At 41.6% G+C, this 18,723-nt stretch carries 16 protein-coding genes; 8 read left to right on the forward strand and 8 right to left on the reverse strand.

Features of this window, described 5'->3' with window-relative positions:
- Positions 1 to 44: 44 nt before the first annotated feature.
- From L6471_RS02490 to L6471_RS02505, 4 genes are all read right to left on the reverse strand, one after another.
- Positions 45 to 1,067 carry a fimbrillin family protein gene (locus tag L6471_RS02490; RefSeq protein WP_237796738.1) on the reverse strand — a complete coding sequence of 341 codons (1,023 nt, stop codon included), beginning with the start codon at positions 1,065 to 1,067 and terminating at the stop codon, positions 45 to 47.
- A gap of 79 nt (positions 1,068 to 1,146) precedes the next feature.
- Positions 1,147 to 2,040, reverse strand: coding sequence for a fimbrillin family protein (locus L6471_RS02495; protein WP_237796739.1), 894 nt, complete (start codon positions 2,038 to 2,040; stop codon positions 1,147 to 1,149).
- Between the two features lie 24 nt (positions 2,041 to 2,064).
- The gene (locus tag L6471_RS02500) at positions 2,065 to 3,045 is read right to left on the reverse strand and encodes a FimB/Mfa2 family fimbrial subunit (RefSeq protein ID WP_237796740.1); all 981 of its coding nucleotides are present in this window, start codon (positions 3,043 to 3,045) and stop codon (positions 2,065 to 2,067) included.
- 11 nt (positions 3,046 to 3,056) lie between these two features.
- Positions 3,057 to 3,845: an OmpA family protein gene (locus L6471_RS02505; RefSeq protein WP_237796741.1), complete on the reverse strand. Its 789-nt coding sequence runs from the start codon at positions 3,843 to 3,845 to the stop codon at positions 3,057 to 3,059.
- Positions 3,846 to 4,725: 880 nt separating this feature from the next.
- On the opposite strand from L6471_RS02505, the gene L6471_RS02510 reads away from it, so the two are divergent.
- Entirely contained in the window at positions 4,726 to 5,148 is a 423-nt protein-coding gene (locus tag L6471_RS02510; RefSeq protein ID WP_094448468.1) for a hypothetical protein, read from the forward strand.
- Positions 5,149 to 5,277: 129 nt separating this feature from the next.
- Here L6471_RS02510 and L6471_RS02515 read toward each other — a convergent pair whose 3' ends face one another.
- The 3 genes from L6471_RS02515 to L6471_RS02525 are packed head-to-tail and all read right to left on the reverse strand — an operon-like array spanning position 5,278 to position 7,636.
- A complete protein-coding gene (locus tag L6471_RS02515; RefSeq protein ID WP_094448467.1) occupies positions 5,278 to 5,850 on the reverse strand; it encodes a PP2C family protein-serine/threonine phosphatase in 573 nt (190 codons plus the stop codon).
- A 6-nt stretch (positions 5,851 to 5,856) separates the two neighbouring features.
- On the reverse strand, positions 5,857 to 6,687 hold the full coding sequence (locus L6471_RS02520; protein WP_094448466.1) for a hypothetical protein: 831 nt from the start codon (positions 6,685 to 6,687) through the stop codon (positions 5,857 to 5,859).
- Complete coding sequence (locus L6471_RS02525; RefSeq protein WP_094448465.1) at positions 6,662 to 7,636, reverse strand: type IV toxin-antitoxin system AbiEi family antitoxin; 975 nt, start codon at positions 7,634 to 7,636, stop codon at positions 6,662 to 6,664. The genes L6471_RS02520 and L6471_RS02525 overlap by 26 nt, the downstream gene beginning before the upstream one ends.
- Before the next feature lie 820 nt (positions 7,637 to 8,456).
- Here L6471_RS02525 and L6471_RS02530 point away from each other — a divergent pair.
- Together L6471_RS02530 and L6471_RS02535 are read left to right on the forward strand one after the other, a co-directional pair.
- Positions 8,457 to 11,582, forward strand: a complete 3,126-nt coding sequence (locus tag L6471_RS02530) for a SusC/RagA family TonB-linked outer membrane protein (RefSeq protein WP_237796742.1) — start codon at positions 8,457 to 8,459, stop codon at positions 11,580 to 11,582.
- Between the two features lie 49 nt (positions 11,583 to 11,631).
- Positions 11,632 to 13,716: a RagB/SusD family nutrient uptake outer membrane protein gene (locus L6471_RS02535; RefSeq protein ID WP_237796743.1), complete on the forward strand. Its 2,085-nt coding sequence runs from the start codon at positions 11,632 to 11,634 to the stop codon at positions 13,714 to 13,716.
- A gap of 849 nt (positions 13,717 to 14,565) precedes the next feature.
- Here L6471_RS02535 and L6471_RS02540 read toward each other — a convergent pair.
- Positions 14,566 to 15,210, reverse strand: a complete 645-nt coding sequence (locus tag L6471_RS02540) for a hypothetical protein (protein WP_237796744.1) — start codon at positions 15,208 to 15,210, stop codon at positions 14,566 to 14,568.
- A gap of 578 nt (positions 15,211 to 15,788) precedes the next feature.
- Here L6471_RS02540 and L6471_RS02545 point away from each other — a divergent pair.
- From L6471_RS02545 to L6471_RS02565, 5 genes are all read left to right on the forward strand, one after another.
- Positions 15,789 to 16,232 carry a hypothetical protein gene (locus tag L6471_RS02545; RefSeq protein WP_237796745.1) on the forward strand — a complete coding sequence of 148 codons (444 nt, stop codon included), beginning with the start codon at positions 15,789 to 15,791 and terminating at the stop codon, positions 16,230 to 16,232.
- A 54-nt stretch (positions 16,233 to 16,286) separates the two neighbouring features.
- Positions 16,287 to 16,574: a hypothetical protein gene (locus tag L6471_RS02550; RefSeq protein ID WP_237796746.1), complete on the forward strand. Its 288-nt coding sequence runs from the start codon at positions 16,287 to 16,289 to the stop codon at positions 16,572 to 16,574.
- 576 nt (positions 16,575 to 17,150) lie between these two features.
- The gene (locus L6471_RS02555; protein ID WP_237796747.1) at positions 17,151 to 17,630 is read left to right on the forward strand and encodes a hypothetical protein; all 480 of its coding nucleotides are present in this window, start codon (positions 17,151 to 17,153) and stop codon (positions 17,628 to 17,630) included.
- 10 nt (positions 17,631 to 17,640) lie between these two features.
- Positions 17,641 to 17,844, forward strand: a complete 204-nt coding sequence (locus L6471_RS02560; RefSeq protein WP_237796748.1) for a helix-turn-helix domain-containing protein — start codon at positions 17,641 to 17,643, stop codon at positions 17,842 to 17,844.
- 39 nt (positions 17,845 to 17,883) lie between these two features.
- Positions 17,884 to 18,717, forward strand: a complete 834-nt coding sequence (locus tag L6471_RS02565; RefSeq protein ID WP_237796749.1) for a hypothetical protein — start codon at positions 17,884 to 17,886, stop codon at positions 18,715 to 18,717.
- Positions 18,718 to 18,723 lie beyond the last annotated feature (6 nt).

An 18,723-nucleotide genomic window follows, 5' to 3' on the forward strand; every position in this document is an offset into this window, starting at 1 on the left:
TTATTACGTTATATCGTTATCACAACATTTTGACCTGTTAAAACTTACTCTGTGCCGAGGTTATTGCCAAGCTGGTCTTCCCATGGGCTGGCGCTGAAGGCGTGGGCATTGAGGGTCACGGTGTCATAGCCTACGGTGAGAGGCAGCGTGTAGTGCTTGCCCTGCTCCAGGGTGATGGCCTCGGTGTTGGTCCAAGAGAACGAGCGTGTACCGATCTTAAACGATACGGTCAGCTGGCCGGCAGCGATGGTCTGAGGCACGACGATGCTCTCGTAGGTGGCCGTGCTGTGCTGGTTCGTCTCGGTGGCTGCAGTGAAGGCGCTCTGGTTAGCGAGGATGTCGACAGCGGTCGAAGCGGTGACGATCACAGTACCGTAGTTCTCGTTGGCAGTCTCCATGGCCTTGAACTGATAGCCGGCGTTGGTGCCGCTGATGGTAAAATCGGTGATGTCGGTAGCGTGGTTCAGCTTCGGATCTACCTTATAGAACTCGTTGGCCAGGTCGAGCGTCACGTCGAGCTTCGCCAGTGCGTGGTAGAAGTTGATGACCAGTTTGCCGTTCTGCAGCAGTGTCTGCTCGGTAGCGGGGGTCATGATATATTTCTCTGGCATGGTCAGCAGGTCCTGCTGCTTCAGCTTGGCCTCGGTGCTCTGGTCGGCAGCCACGGTGAGGCTGGCACCGTTGATGAACTCATAGTCGCTGAATGTCTTGCCTTGCTTGTAGGCGGCGGTCACGGTGATCATCTGCTGGTCGTTCTGCCAGAGCATACGGTTCACGGGCATCCACTCATCGCTGGCAAACTGTACGGTATTGAAGTAGCTGTAGGTGGCCGAGTTGGGGTTGACAATCTTTACCTGGAACTGCTGTCCGTTCTGGTTCACGTCGCTGCTGGTGATGCTGGCGCGGGTTTCAGCATCTGCTGCATCATTCAAGTTGGTTGTGAAGCGGATTACACCATCCTCGGGGAACTGCGACTTCTGCTGTACGGTCTCGATAGCGTCGTCGCTGGAGCAAGCCGTCAGCGCCATGGCTGCTGCGGCTGCGAAGAAAATGTTTTTGATTTTCATAATGGTATTGCTTTAAATTAAAAATATTGAATTGTTGTAGATGGGAGCCCTCCTCGCCAGAGAGGCAAAAGTGGGGCTCTTACTGAAGTGCCTGTCCGCCGCTGATGGTGGTGCCTTCGGTCCAGTCGTTGATGCTCACCTCGCCCAGCTCAATCTTGTTGCGGCCCACGATGAGGTTCAGTGTGGTATACTTGCCGGCCTCGAGGGGGATGTCAGCGTCGTGGGTATAGGTGAAGGACTGACCATCGATGGTGAGCGTGACGGTGCGGAAGCCCGTCTGCGGAATCATGATGCCGCTGAAACTGCGGGCATAGCCCTCGGCAGCGTCCTTGGCGGCAAGGGCGACAGCTGCCTGATCACCGGCAGCGTAGGTCTTGGCCAGATAGTCAATGGTACAGGTCTTGGCAGCCGTGGCCTCGCAGGAAGCCACTTCAGGGGCTGCGTCCCACTGGTTGCGGAAGTTCAAGTTGACGTAGAGCTTCGACATGGCGTGGTCGAAGGTCAGCGAGACAGGGTTCTGCGTGGCCACGATTCCGCTCATCTGGCGTGCCACAAGCAGGTCGCTCTGCTCATACTTGGTGTTGTCCACCGTGTAAGGGTCGGCAGTGAAGTCGGTCACCGTGCGTGCAGGATAGATACCAAGGAAGTAGTGGGCGGTCACCATGTCGGCCCAAAGCATAGGCGTGGCAGGTGTCCACTTGCCGTCGGCACCGAGACTGTTTACTACACCATCTACCACACGGTCGGCAGGAACGACAGTGGCAGAGCCTGTCCAGGCGTAGATACTGACACCATCACCCGTGTCGAACACAGAGGCGTTGCCCGTCGTGGTGGCGCGGGACATGTTGCCGATATTCGCCTCGATGGTGATGTACTTTGCTTCCTGCTGAGCGGGAGCCGACTCGTCGTTGCTGCACGCTGCGGCCATCAGACCGAGAGCAGCGAATGGGATAAATCTTAAAGCTTTAATCATTTTGTTATATGCTTTTAGTTATCTTTAATTATTAGTTGGATTAAGTATTTCGCCAGTGAAGCTCCAGCCCTCCTGCCAGTCGCTGATGGTCATAGCCTCGAAACGCATGTAAGGAGCAAGGGAGGCATAATCGAAGTTCATGGTGTAGTACATGCCAAGTTCCATACGTGGGCAGTCGGCGGTAGATACTAGCACATTGCCATCGGCAGCGGTGGTGGTGATACGAAACTGTGTACGGCTCTCACCGGCTGCTGTAGGAAGCAGGCGCTTGCTGTCCAGACGGAGCGTGGTGGCATCATCGGCTGTAGGAGAAAGGGAGCCGAAGTCGGCAATGGTCTGCTCTGACATCGGCACACCATAGCGGCCGTTGGCATCTTTCTCGGTGAGCATGACACTTGCTGCGACCTTCTCCACGGCAATAGCCACCTTGGTACCTGAAGGCACACCCGTCACGTTGACGGTGAGCGTAGGCAGCAGGCGATGCAACGTAAAGTCTGCCACGGTTATCTGCCCGTCGAGGATGGTGACGTGGGTCACGGCATACCACGACTGGCGGGGAGACGAGGCATATTCCTGCAATGATACGCTGGTTGGAGTGAGGCTATTGGATGAAGAAGAACCGCTGCTGACCAACTGGTAGCCGGATGATTCGTCCATATCGGCCGTGACAAGAATATCATACTCCCCTACCGGCAACTGCTGCAGCCAGTCTGCACTTCCCTTTACGGAGGAGAAGGAGCGGGAACGGGTGACACCATTATTGCCCTTTATCTGGAAAGAAAGATTATCAATGGAACTGATGGCTGCTGAGTCGGACTCATTTTCCCAAAGAAGTTGGGGAGTGACATACCCCACAGACTCTTCGTCGTACTCATTGGGCTGGAACTCATGCTTGTCGTGATAACAGGCAGTGAGAAGACCTCCCCCTACCCCTCCCAAAAGGAGGGGAGTTAAAATGTTAGATATAAGAGCCGTCTTTATTCTCTTTCTAATAGATGTTTTCATAAGCTCATATGTTATTTTTCGTTCATCATCAATTCTACACGGCGGGCCTCCTTACCGGTTGGTGCCTTGCGGTCGATACCTTTGCCGATGACAGGATGCAGACGGTGGCCGTCTATGCCACGGCGCTTAAGCAACATCTTAACGGTGCCGGCACGAAGTTGGGTTAACCGAAGATTGTAACCCGCAGAACCCGTCTTAGAGGCATATCCGTTTATGCTCAGTGTTACATCCGGCTGTGCTTTCAGCATCTCTGCCACAGCATTGAGCTTATCGGCCTCTTTCTGTGTCAGACGGTGACTGTTGTGAGCAAAGTAGATTGTTGGTAAATCGACGGTGGCTTCAGCCTTCGGTGTGGCGTTTTCTACAGGCTGTTTCTCCACAACAAGTTGCTTCTCGATGACCGGTTGTTCTTCGACTACAGGCAGTTGTTCTTCGACCAGTTCTGGCTCTGTAGCGATGACTGGGGCCTCGAATACAGGTTTAGACTTGATCGGTTTGCCAAAGTGGTAGGCCAACTTCAGACCTGCCTCATAGATAAGGTTGCTCTTGTGCTTGTACTTAGGAATATTGTCGAATCGGTCGCCAGTGAGGCACGTAATACCGCCATAGAGTTGAAGACCGAAGTTCTCTGCAACACGGTAGCCCAGGGAACCCTGACCGCCAACACCGAAATGCCACTGACGCTTGAACTCGTTCTCATATCCTTCAGCAAGATGCTTGGTACGGGTCGTAACGGCTGACACCTGTGGAGAGAGGTTGAGCGACCACTTAGTCGTGGGCTTCGTGAAAAGCGACAACACATCGAAGTTAGGCTGCAAGCCGAAGCGTATCCACGAGGTCTTGGCCTCCAGGTCACGATAGTAGTTGCCCTGCTTGCCTAAGACAGGAGCAAAGCTGATATCACCGTCAGTAGACAACCAGAACGGATCGCAATCGAGCGAGGTCTGTTTCTGACGGCCCATCGTGGCAAGAGCTTCTAAGGAGAACAAGCGGCTGAACTGATAGCCGCCAAAGACACCGGCTTGAATACCAACATGCGTCTGCCCCTCGGTGATGCTACGGAACGTGGCCTGACCAAACGAGGTGCCACCACCAAGACCTACATACCAGCCACGCTGATAGTCACGAAGGCTATCCTGGGCTAAGGCCGGTAACGTGCCTATAGACATGAACGCTATAAACAGCAAATGAATTTTGGCCATCGATTTTACTCCGATAGTATTCAGATTTAACCGTTTTTTCATGATGCGAATGTGAATTTAAATAATAGTTTGTCTGTTGCGAATAATATCTCTGTTGCAAATATATATAAAAAATAATTAATAAAATTAATCTTTTTTCAAAAAAAAAAAAAAAGAAAAAAAGAAATGTTAATTGTCTTGTTTTCAGTGTATAAAACAAGACATATACGCTCGGATCGCCCTTTGATTCCCCGAAACCGCGATCGTTATAGCGAAGTGTGGCAAGGCCACGTTTGGCCAGAGCGTCGGTAATGACCACAAGTGAACGGAGAGTCGCAGATTAAAGAAAAACAGGAATTTAATAACAGATAACTATGTATTTACAGATTATATTTGGTAGTTTACTGAAAAAAATGTATTTTCGCTAACAATTGGAAAGTGGTACACTTTTCAATTACCATGTAAAATATAAATAGTTAAGATTTAAAGAATTATTGAAATGAAGAAACTTTTATTATTATCTCTGGTTGCTTTTTATATATGTGTATTATTATTAGTGAATAGTTGTGACAAAGACATTGAAAAAGTTCCTCTTAATATTCATGTTCAAGGGCTAGTATTACAGACAAGTGATGACGGTTTTACTTATTCGGGAAATGTGCCACCCGAAGGAACTAATTTTACCATTAAATCTTCGAAAACATTGTCTAAGATAACGGTTGATAGCGTTGTTTATTTGGATGAGAATGGTCTTCCGCAGCCTTCAGGATATTGGGGTGATATATCTATCTCACCATCTGGTGAATCATTCCTCTCGAATATTCATATTCGGGAGAATACATCTGGGCGAAATAGGACTATTACATTAAAGTATGGTAGAGCCAATGAGTATTGCTTAATTCATCTTTTACAGTATCAATAATGCCATGAGTAATTACTTTTAGATTCTGAATCTTTCCACATATTATTTGCCATATTTGAAAAATGAGAGTTTTACAATGTCTTATAGTTTGGATAAACATTTAGTGAAATTGATTAAAATCTCGAATATTCATTTGAATTGGATTTCGATGATAGTGGCATCATCATTCTGATCATTATTATAGTACCCATCAGTGCATAATGAACACGTTAGAATATCTTTTGTACTTAATGTAATAACAGAAATAGGATACCTAAGTCCTCTACCACGTATACTTCTAGTCAAATATGTTTGTCCATTCTTTCCAGTAAGGACATCATCTTTTGACATAAGAAGTTGCTTGCCAGTCTTTGTCTGGGCGTATAATCGAATGTCTCCGAGTCCTGAATAGAAGATCGTATTTTTTACAATTACCAAACAACCAACAGCACACCCCATTTTTGCACGAAGTTCTTCAGACTTTTTGGCTATGGCCTTGTCTGCCTGTGCAAATGCATCGTTACAAGAGACCTGGATATTTGAGAAAATCCAATTGTAATCGCAGATAATATCGGAAACTATTGCTGCAGCTGTAGCTCCATTAGATCTGCCTCCCATACCATCGGCAAGAACAATGACTGTTCCTGCCTTTTCTTCACGTATTCTGTAGCGATCCTCATTGCTTTTGTTTTGACCAGATCTAGTAGAGTGACTGATTTCCATAGGTGTTTATTTTACTAAACGTTTAACAAATAGTTCCCAAGCTCGATATACAGTATCATAATCTTTTTTGCTTGATTTCATAGATTTTTGTATAAGCAAACTTGCTTCTTGTTTAGTCAGTTCTGTTTCAATTTTATCTTTGTAGTATGCTTTTTCCTCATCTGACAATAGTAAAGAAGCATCCATAGCTAACATATAAGCACCAGAGATAAACATATCAGAGTCTTCAACGGCTTCGAATACTTCAGTATAAACTGGTTCAGTGCAATTTGGTAGGTAGAAATTATCCACAAGATACATCATGTCATCCATGTCGTTGTCTTTTTCAAGACCGCGATCAATCCATGCATCTAGCTTTGTAACAAACAAACCAGCGGTAGTTGGAATCTTGAATTCAATATCCGCATCATCTACCTTTACGTTCACACATTCTTTCAATACGGATTCGAAGCCTCTTACTGTCATCTCAGGACTCGCCTCTGGGGGCCAGAAAATCTTTGCGCCATCTTCACTCAACTTTCCAAAAGGCACTACATCAAGTTCAAAATACTTATAATAGAATCTTTGTTTTCTAATGCTGTCCTTCTCAAAACCAGAATTTATTAGAAGTTCCTGTACCTTCATGAAACTATCCCATGATTCAACAGCAATGCTTATATCCAAATCTCGTGTTGTTCTTGTGGAAAGATCAATACCCAATGCTATTGAAAGCATATCTCTTGCTGTAGCTCCAATGACAAAAAACTCTTGGTCCTTAAAGCACTGGCATAACTTATTAAGCGTTTCAAACTGTTGTGGTAGTTCAAATTGGTTACTTTGTATATGTAAGTCTTTCATCTCTAATTTTCCTTGCAGCCTCCAGACAGCGGCTATTGTTTTGATTAATAAGGTCTGCATAGAACAGAATTGCAGAACCTAACTCGCTAAGTTTTCCTTCCCAGAATTTCTGGTAGAAGATAATATCTCCTTCTTTGTTAGGAACCATGGCCTTAGTCTTTACTATTTCTCTGACAGGAAGCTCTGTGTATATACAGAATTCTGCTGGTGTCATATAGCCATTCATTAGGTATGCTCCAGGGTCACCTCCCCAAATCATGCCTTCTGGCAATGAAACCTTTTGCCATTCTTTATTTGATATAATCCATGAAGCACGCCCTATTTGCAAAGCTGATCTTTGTGATCTATTGAATAAAGACACCCAATCTTCTAACAGACGTTCTCTATCCTTAATAAATTTGTTCTTTCCACTAGAAAAAATATAGCCATTTGACTCTAAGACATCTATTACATGTTTAACAGTTCCATTAGATGAGCCCGATTTTGATGCGAGATTTCTAATAGACGGAATCTGTTCATCTTCCAAGGTCAAAATGCTAAATAGGACTTTGATGCCTGAGATTTTGAAATTCATGCCCTTTTCTTTTTCTGAAAGGATTTTCTTATTACCAGTTATGTGGATGAATAGTCTATCTGTTATCTCTATAAAACAATTGCCACTTGTATCAAGGACGTTTATATCCTGCTCAACAAGTCGTTCCATTGACGTTCTACTAATATATTCAGCAACGAGCAGATTGGTGCCATCTCTTTTGCACTGGTTAATAATGGAGGGTATATGTGAGCTCTTGACGTATTGTTTGATTTCACATCTGAATTGTATCCCAGAAATTTCAATAAGACCATCGCAATCCCAATTAAATTGGGGACATACCTCAACCCTTATGCGTTGACATTGATTTCTGAGATTCTCAACAGCACTCTCAAGTATTTGATGTTTTTTAATCATATAATCTGTCGTTCAGTTTTACTTTATCGTTCAGCCTGGCTGAACATTGCATTTTGGCTGAACGCGCTGCAAATATACTTCATTTTTTTTATACTTCAAAGGATTTTTGTTTTTTGTTTAAATACATCATGTTTTTCTTGGATTTTCATTAGAATTTGGGGGATTTTGATTCTAATTTTAAAACATAACATATATATAGGTTGGTGTAATGTTATTGGTTTTATCGGAATGATAATTGTTTCTGTTCCTGATGGTGAACACGAAATTTAATAATTTATGGATTTCTGTCATGCTTTGTCCTATAGAGTATTATTAGAGATTCTGTAGTTTTATCACTACAGCCGAAAATACTACGGATAAGTCAATCATACAGTGTTTATTTAAGAAAGTATCTTAATTTTTTCTTTTATATTGAGTGGGCGGTTCAGTTTGCAATTAGTGTTCAGTCTGGCTGAACATGGGAATTTCAATGAACACTTGGAATCGTTACGATTCTTATATTCAAAGTTAGCGAGCATTAATTCTAAATCTTTTACACCGAGTGGCGTTATGGCAAGAGAAAAAAATCAAATATTATAGACTGAATATCATAATTCAAAGTTGATATGCCTGATAAACTGATACTTTTGTATCGAAACACAAAAATGAGATATAATCCCATAAAAAACACTGAGATAAACAGAATTTTTATTTAACACAAACTTCTTATTTCTGAGATAAGATGTTGATGTCCGCGACGGATAGTACACTTCTCTTATAATTGGTTAATTAAAAGATTTGTTTTTCAAACCTAAATAAAAATAATAAAAGTACTAAAAACATGAAGCAATTGAATTGTGGTAATTGGGACCATTATGGTGCCAAACTAACTTTGCTAAGCCTGATAACGCTATGCCCTGGCTATGCTATGGCGCAAAAAACAATATCGGGTACCGTGACTGACACGAATGGAGAGCCTATTATTGGGGCAAGCGTACTCGTGAAAGGCACATCTCAAGGAGTGGTGACCGATCTTGACGGTCGATACATCCTCAAAGATGTAGCTGATAAGGCTACATTAAGTATATCGTACGTGGGATATAAACCGCAAAATATATCCACAAACGGTCGTGCGAGTATTAATATCACCCTGAAAGAAGATAACGAACTTCTGGATGAGGTGGTTGTGGTAGGTTATGGTGTACAGCGCAAAAGTGATGTGACGGGAGCGCTGGCTCATATCGACAGTAAGGATCTTACAGCGATGCCGGTGAGTAATGCCTTAGAGGGTATGCAGGGTAAAACGGCTGGTGTGGATATTACCAACTCACAACGACCAGGTACTGTGGGCTCGATCACGATTCGCGGACAGCGCAGTATCAGCGCAAGCAGTTCGCCTCTGTATGTCGTAGATGGTATGATTATCCAGAATAATGGTATCGACGGTATTAACCCTAACGATATCGAAAGTATCGAGGTGCTGAAGGATGCTTCGGCTACCGCTGTCTATGGTGCCCGTGGTGCTAACGGTGTAGTTATCGTGACGACAAAAAAAGGAAAAGAGGGTAAAGTTTCTGTGAATTATTCTGGTAAGCTCACCGTTTCGACACTGTCTGACGTGGCTGACTGGATGACGGCTGCTGAATGGTTGCAGTATGCACGCTATGCGTATTATAATGCAGGCAGCTATAATTCGAGCAGTGATTTTGCACCTGATTACGACCTGGACTACAAATTCTTTGGCAGTTCTGCCGGATGGTCAAATATCGAACAGGCCTGGAGTAATGGTACCTACGATGCTAGCAAGGTGGGGTCGTATGACTGGACGTCGCAAGCCAAACAGACGGGTATAACGCATGAGCATACCCTGAGTGTGTCGGGAGGTACGGATAAGATCAAAGCATACGGCTCTTTCGGCTACCTGAATCAGAAAGGTACAGAAATAGGTCAGTCTTATCAGAGATTTACATTTAATAATTCTGTCGATATCAAACCGCTGAAGTGGTTTGCTATGGGAGTTACGATGAATGCTTCGTACGGTGATCAGAATTATGGCTATAACTATGCCAAGAGTACGACGGGTGCGGGCAGCTACTATAGCGCCATGCGGTCTATGATACCATGGACAGTACCTTATGACAGTAATGGCAATCTGGTGACGACTCCATTCGCCTATAATGCAACACTCGAAAATCCTATCGAGGAGATCAATTACACGACCAATAAACGTAAAAACTTCCGTATCAATGGTAGTGCTTTCGCACAGCTCGACTTCGGCGAAATGTGGGAACCACTCCTGGGTCTTTCTTATCGTATCCAGTTTGGTCCCGAATTGCAATACTATCGTCTGGGTACATTCTACGATGAAGAAGGTATCAATGGTGCAGGAAACAACGTGGCGCAATATACGCCTTACCAGCGTGTAGCCTGGACGTTGGATAACTTGCTCTATTATAACAAGACCTTCGCTCAACATCACAAGATGGGTATTACGCTGTTGCAAAGTGCCTCTTCTTCGCATTATGAAACCGCTACGCTGAAGGCGAATGTGGCAACTTCAGAAGAGCTCTGGTATAATATGAGTTCAAATGCCGACCCACTGACCTACTCTACCGGTCTATCCGAAGATCAGTTGGCGTCTTATATGATAAGAGGTAACTACAGTTATAAAGACAAATATCTGGCTACGGCAAGTGTTCGCTGGGATGGCAGTTCCCGTCTTTCAGAAGGACATAAATGGGCCAGTTTCCCATCATTCTCTTTGGGATGGAGAGTAGACCAGGAATCCTTTATGAGCAAGGTAGACTGGGTAAGCAACCTGAAAGTACGCGTAGGTTGGGGTATATCGGGCAACTATGCGATTTCTGCCTATGGCACCAAAGGCGCTGTACAGACATTATATTATAACTGGGGATCAGACACCTCCTCACTCGGTTCTGTTCCATCGGATGCTTCAGCGAAGAGCCCGAACAAGATGGCAAACCAGGATTTGGGTTGGGAACGAACCTACCAATGGAACTTCGGTTTGGATTACGGTTTCCTGAATAATCGCATCAATGGTACGCTCGATGTGTATACCAGTAGAACGCGCGACCTGCTGATGGCTATGACGATACCGTCGCTTACAGGCTACACGTCTACTTACGCCAATGTGGGCGCTACCTCCGGCTGGGGTATCGACTTGTCGCTCAATGCGATACCAGTAAAGACACGCGACTTTACATGGAGCAGCACACTTACCTGGTCGCTCGACCGTAATAAGATTACGGCGCTGGCGAATGGTGTAACCGAAGATGTCAACAACAGATGGTTTGTCGGTGAAGAAATCGGTGTATATTATGACTATGTATACGATGGTATCTGGAAAACATCTGAGGCAGAAGAGGCGGCTAAGTATGACCGCAAACCGGGACAGATCAAGATAAAAGATATGAACAATGATGACAAGATCGATGCCAACGACCGACGGATAGTAGGCCGAATACGTCCACGCTGGTCGGCTGGCTGGAATAACACGTTCAACTATAAAAACTGGGAGCTGAGCTTCTTCATCTATAGCCGATGGAAATTCACGGTAAACAAGGGTGCGGAAACACTGGGCGGTATGTACATGATGCGTGATGTGGACTACTGGATAGCAGGTGAAAACGAGGATGCTGAATACTATGCACCAGGTAGTAACGGTATCGGTGCTGCTGATACCTACTCTTCATCCATGAACTACCAGGATGGTTCGTATATCAAGATGCGTAATATCTCTTTGGGTTACAACTTCAGTCAGCGTCAACTCAAGAAAATCGGATTGAACAGTCTGAAAGTGTATGTACAGGCACAAAATCCTTTTACGATTTACAAGAAGGTGAAATGGCTGGATACCGACCTGATCAACTATGATAACAATAGCACATCTTATGGTTCGTATACCACCATTCGCAGTTGGGTAGTAGGCCTCAACATCGGTTTCTAACCCACTACTCCACTTCATGTATCCTATTAACGTGAATAAAAAAAACATCATGAAAATACATTATCAATATATCGCTTCTATAGCGCTCACTTCCGCATTAGCTTTAACATCATGCGGAGACTCTTTTCTGGAGGAAAATCTAACGACATCTAAAAGCACACAGGTATATACCACACAGGATGGTATCGACGAACTGGTAACAGGTGCGTATAGTAAACTCAAATTTAAGTTTAACTACATCTGGGGCATAGAGTGCTACAATATGGGTGTCGATGAATTTACCAGTGGTGCTAACAATATGACGGGCTGGAATGCGTATTCTACCAGTCTTAACTCCAGTGAGACCGGTGCTAACCAACCGCTGTGGGATAATATGTACGGTCTGATAGAACCGGCTAATATCATTATCAACAATGTACCGCAATACTACAGTAGCTCGTCGGCTACCTATAACACCCGTCTTGGCGAAGGCTATTTCCTTCGTGCCTATGGCTATTTCGAACTCGTCAAGCAGTTTGGTGGTGTACCTCTCAAACTCAATCCTTCTACAGGTGTGGAAACCTACTTTACCCGAAACAGCGAAGAAGAGTGTTATGCGCAAATCATTTCTGATTTTGAAAAGGCTTATGAGCTGTTACCAGAGAAGGGCGAAGCTACAGGCCGAATTACGAAAAGCGCTGCAGCACACTTCCTGGCTAAAGCACATCTATTCCGTGCCTCAGAACTGTACAGCAGTTGGAATACGAATTACCAAGAAGCTGACCTTCAGGCTGTTATCAAATATGGCAAGGAAGTCATCGACGCTCATCCCCTTTGCAATGACTTCGTAGAACTCTGGGATTACAAGGCACCGAATGGTGATAACGAAAATGTAAGCGAGGTCGTATTGGCAGCACAGTTCTCTGACGATAACGACACTTGGGGAAGATATGGCAACCAGATGCACCTCTATTATCCAAGTGTATATCAAAACCTTGGCGGATGTCTTCGTGATATATCCGGCGACCGTGAGTTTTGCTATGTCAGCGCTACCGAGTATAGTATGCAAGTGTTCGATCGGGTAAACGACTCCCGATTCTGGAAGAGTTTCATCACCACCTATAACTGTAACAGTGCGTCGGGTGCACCAAGCTATGACTCTACAGCCGTGGCTGCTGGCGTAGCCCCTGCAGGAACAGCCGTCGGCGACAAGCGCTTTGGTTCGGGCGATATCGCTATCAAGTATATTGTCAACAATCCGGGTGATACTCGCTATACCGATTTTACCGGAAAGAAATCAGAAGATGCTGTGCTCAAGGATGGACAGCTCGTTCCACAGCACTGTTTTGTACGCTACTACAAAGGCGAGAACTTCAGTTGGAATATTTCGAGCAGCAATACCACGGGTAACTATTATAATCTGATGCCTGCCATTAACCGATCTGTAGCACTCAGCAAATTTCGTGATGGCTATCGTGTAGATTACAGTTCACAGTTTGGTACTCGAGATGCTATCATCGCCCGCTCAGCTGACGATGTGCTGATGGTGGCAGAAGCCTACGCCCGACAGAAAGACTATACGAATGCCATCACCTACCTCAATAAGGTGCGCGACCGTGCCGGCTATGCGTCTGGCGAAAACAGAAGTAAGCATGTAGACGGTGGACAGGCGTATAAAAACAATCCATACTGCTCTGGAGGAACAGCTGGTCGTAGCGGTACCACTGCTGCTATTTATTGTGAGACCAATACCTATTATGAGTCGAACAATATCGCAGAAACCACCGAATCGACCAAGAGCGAGATGCATTTGAATTCGATAGATGATATTCTGAATTCTCCTACCGACACCCCTATCTATCAAGCATTGGATCTATCGTCAGAATACGACAAAGTCATGTGTTTCATCCTGAATGAACGTACCCGTGAGCTGATAGGCGAAAGTCATCGATGGGAAGATTTGGCACGCACCAAGACCCTCGAAAGTCGATGGAAAGCATTCAACTGTGCTTCTACTCTTGGACAAGGTACTTTTGATGCCAGCAAACATTACTATCGCCCGATTCCACAGTCGTTCTTAGACGGAATCACAAATGAAGATGGTAGCAATCTGACAGACGCTCAAAAAGAAGCTATGCAAAATCCTGGATATTAGTAGAATGGATACCCGATCATCGAATACATACTGATCCATTGGGTTATCAGATTATTTGAAAAAAAGAAAAGCCTGGTGTATGATAATACATCAGGCTTTTCCGGATTTTGTTGACGCAGTGCATAAGATATGAAGAACTTTTCTAACAATATATATATCAAATAATAGCAACAAACATGATGTAAGAATAAAATCATGTTGAACAAACACTATTTATGTCACGAAGGCTGGTACGGTCGGTGAACAGAGCGTAGCTCAACTCATACTTTGGAACAAAATCCATCAGCTGAGAGAAGACTGTTTTTTCTGATAGGCATAACGAGTCTAAATTGGATAAGCACTGAGTTCATCGTTGTCTTTTTTTAATTCTACGATGCCATATGACATTTTCTGATGTATCACCTTTTAAAATAATAATATTCTTTTTATAAGCAACAATTGGTATTGTTTCATTTATGATTATATTTCCTCTTCTAATAATATATTCGAACAATGTATCGTTTGCTATTTTGAATTTAAGTCCCCATAGTTGTGGTACATGCGTATGATATGTCCAATCATCATCAAGAAATTTGACAGAAGAATCTCTTTTAGAATACTCAATAATTGATCCATTGTCATATCGTGACCAATATCCAACATTGTTATGGGTAATTACTTCAAAAAGGGACTGTCTGCAAGATATTAAAGACAACCCTGTAATGATTAAATATATTATTTGTTTTTTGGATTTCTGAGATCCTTTCCTAATATAACGCATTCTTGTAAAAGTAAAGTAGTTGATATTTTATTGTTAATAATTTTAAATGAAGCACATCCCTTAAATTTGAGATAATTTTCAACCATTAGCTATAGATAAAACATTCTTAAAGGATCATACCCTTTTTCTGTGATAATAAGTTTCTGGGATTTCGAAGATCGTTTGATATATAATGAATCTAAGAAATGATATGCAGAACTGTCTTTTGACAATTTAAAATCATTAAGCGTTATCTTATCAAGGATATAAGATTCAAAAGTTACTTTTTTTCGAGCAATTTTCAAGAAAAACGCAGAATCTTTTTCTAGATGATAAGAAAAAGAGATTGATTTAAAATTCTTTTTAAACTCTTCAACTGGCAAATAATTCTTTTTGACTTCTACCCAGAGATTTATTTTTAGGGGACTATTTTTTTTCAAATATCCAATAGCACCTAATTTTTCCAAGTTTAATTGTTTTCCACCAATCGACATAGAAATATATGATGGGGATTTCTCTATTTCAGGAAAGCACAATCTGTTGGGATAATATGGAGGTATATAGATACTGTCTCTGTTTGGATTTTCTAACATTCCTACAACGTAAACAAAATACTCATCATTCAATTCGCTTAAGTATATTTTATCTACTCTAAATTCACAGATATTCTTTGTACACTTTCTAGAGCAACTAGTAAATTGTACCAATATCAAAGTCAGAAGGCTTAGAAATAATATATTATTTGTATAGTTCATAACATTTCATGTTTTACACATGTTAATTTGTGAATCTTCAGGATTTATTTGCCTTTATGATAACATTGAATGATACCCATTGTGCTTTATAATTAGAAGGTGTATCCCATACCATTTTTTGATATAGTATATCCTTTATAGCTGAAGTGATTCATGGTTTAAACGAGTAGCACCTCTCCTTAAATTCACCACGATTACCAGAATTTATATTTCCATCTTTTTGTTTTCATGATAATTCATTTGGCCATAATAGAATTAAGTTATACGACTTAATCAGATATATAAAAATAAGTGATTAATTTTCTTACAAAATTATATATAAACTAGAAACATTGTTTATTTTTTTAACTTTTTTTGTACTCAATAGGTAACTTTCATATTCGAGACCACAAAGGTGGTACAGGTTCTGCGCTGCTGTCAATGGTCAAGTGAACCGCTATTGTTTAATTTTGACTAGGACCACTTTTTAGTGGACACTAGTGATATACAATACTCATTTATAAAAAAACATAATATATTTGCTTTTATGAACATAAAAAAATATATTTGCAAAATAACAATCTAATAACCAAAGCTGTATGAAAAAAAAAATTTTATTCAAGGTCGTCACTTTTATAATTGCTTCTTGTTTAATATCATGCGCTAATGATGATACTAATATTCAAGAAAACAATAAAAGCGTAAAAACGAAAGCGTACTCTTCACAGGTTGAAGAAGCAAAAGCATTGGCACTACCTGTCGATGAAATAAACAGTATTCCAAAAAGCATTAAGGATAAACGAGCTGCAGCTGTCATTCTTTCAAATTACGTATCAATCAAAGATAGCTTATACTCTATAGATATATCAAAAGAAGATGCGCAGAAATTAGGTATTGATGCAGATTTATATACAAGTATTTTGCAAGATTTGGAATTGTCAAATAAAATTATAAAAGAAGCTCGTCAAAAAGGAGAAAAGCTCGTTTTACCAGATATAAAAGAAGAAGCTAAAAAATACAGAATATCTAATCAAATACCATAAGTAATAACACGTTTTGGTAATAATGGAAAAAATCAATACGGTGCTATTGGTACTATGGGAAATGAAGAAGGTATGGATGCCTTTCACCCAGCTATAAATAAAATAGCGGTCAACTTTACCTGTCGCACTAATGCTGCTATAGCCCCTGTATATACATGTAAAACTTATATTTTCGGAGGGTGGAATGTAAAATACAAAGCAGGAACCCTCTTTACAAACACTAACATAATTGTACCATTAGTTGCCTCTGGTTCAAGTTATTCTGCAAACTTGTATTTTAAAACTTCAGATTCTAATGGCGGTTCTTGTCATTGGGTCGCAATTCCTAAGAGTTCAAGATAGAAGTGCAAAAATTGTAGTGTGGCTTAAGCCTTAAAATCATGAAAAATGCTGTCAGAGATTGTTATTATTGGAGTATAAATTGCACACGTAGCAAACAATGTTAGTTGAAACATAAATTTAAAATTGACATTATCAAAGTCAAGACCATATACTAGACATAATGATGTTATAGAAAAACAACATAGCAGATAAAATAATATTACTTTTTTTCATTTTTATAAGGCTTTAAATTTATCATTCTCATCTTTCTTTTTGACTCCTAAAGTGACAACTTTTTCTAGTCTAAGTCAAATACATACTGATCCATTGGGTTATCAGATTATTTGAAAAAAGAAAAGCCTGGTGTATGATAATACATCAGGCTTTTCCGTTTGAAGAATCCGTATTTTCATGATGAAAACGGCAGATTTCTGGCTAACTTGAGAACAACTTAAACATCCCCCGATATTCCTTAAATATATGTTAAATTTATCGTTTAATGATAAATAATATTTGTTTTTTAATAAGATTTATATACCTTTGCTTCCATAAAACCATTAAAAATAAGCATAAATGATAAGATTTAACCGTAAAAAAATGATAACGAGATCATGCTATGCCGTGTTAGTTGTACTAACGGGATGGTTTATTCTTGTTTTATTACAGTTTTTAAGATGGACAGGGGTTATTACTATGAATTTTGGAGCAGACTCACAAATTCATCAAGCTACCTGGTCGACAGAAGGAAAAGTTCTCATGATACAATACATAGAATTACTGGGATATCTTCTTTCATCACTATTAATGATAACCAGTTCATTCCGCCTGATGATACTTTGTCTACAAGGAATCAACTCCAAGAAAATATTTACCCGCAAGAATGCCAAACTATTATGGGTGATAACATTTGTCAGCTTCTTTTTTACGTTGTTCTACACCAATATTCCCATACTCTTTGGAAACAGAGAGATACAATTTGGAAGCAATCTGATTGTATCCCCCCTAACCTTCTTAATCATAACATTATTATATGAATCAGCTGTGAGTATATCAGAAGAAAATGAACTAACTATATAGTAAACACCGTATGATTATTGTTAATTTGGATGTGATGATGGCTAAACGTAAGATGTCATTAAATGAACTTTCAAAACTCGTGGGCATCACTACGGCCAATCTTTCTATACTGAAGACGGGAAAGGCCAAGGCAATACGTTTTTCTACACTTGACGCAATATGTCGTATTCTAGAATGTGAGCCAGGTGATATACTGGAATATAGAGACGATTAAGACTAAAATATTTCGAAGTGTAATCAAAATTTCTTATCTATGAAATATAGAATAACGATAGTATTGATCGCTCTACTGATGTTCTCTGCAAAATCTTGGGCACAATCCAAAGTGTATGACACTGGAAAGGAACGATTCAAGACGAAAAGTGTACCTGACCATAGCGAAAGACAAATATGGCCTAACGCCAACATGGGGGTGCAAATAGGTCATGGAGTGACCAACTACCCCAATGCAACACTTGAGACTCTCACTCCAAATCCCTACGCTGTTCAAGATTCTATGCAAAATATCTTCTATGACCTTCAACACACACACACTATAGAAGAAAAAAACAACGAAGTGTTCAACTTCGGCAACTTCAGTTTTATGGCTATACAGGAAAGGAACGATTTCTCTCATATGCTAACATCCCAACAACTCCACATATCAACGGCATACTATACCCATCATCTCGCTCTGACTGCAGGTATAAACATCAATCGATATTTTGCAATAGGTATCCAGACACAATATGGGGTACAAGGGTCGGTATCATACCTGTTCTCACCACATTTTAGCATGACAGTATTCGGCGAATACTATAATACCGTCCCGTGGTTTTATATGGCATCTTTCCCGTATATAGCGACAAATCGATATGGGGGCTACATCACGTATAGAAACAAAAACTATGGCACACATATCGGAGCGGAAAGATATTACGATCCTTTTGCCCGACAATGGATTTTTCAGCCGATTGTAACTCCTTTCGTCAAAGTTTCTCGTCGATTTATCGTAGAGTTACCACTTGGCGGCCTTCTCAGAGAAGGATCAACATATCTCCTCCAACAGCATAAAAGGAAAGGACCAACGATTATGCCAAAAATGTGAAACACG

This window comes from Segatella bryantii (assembly GCF_022024215.1).
Classification (GTDB): domain Bacteria; phylum Bacteroidota; class Bacteroidia; order Bacteroidales; family Bacteroidaceae; genus Prevotella; species Prevotella bryantii.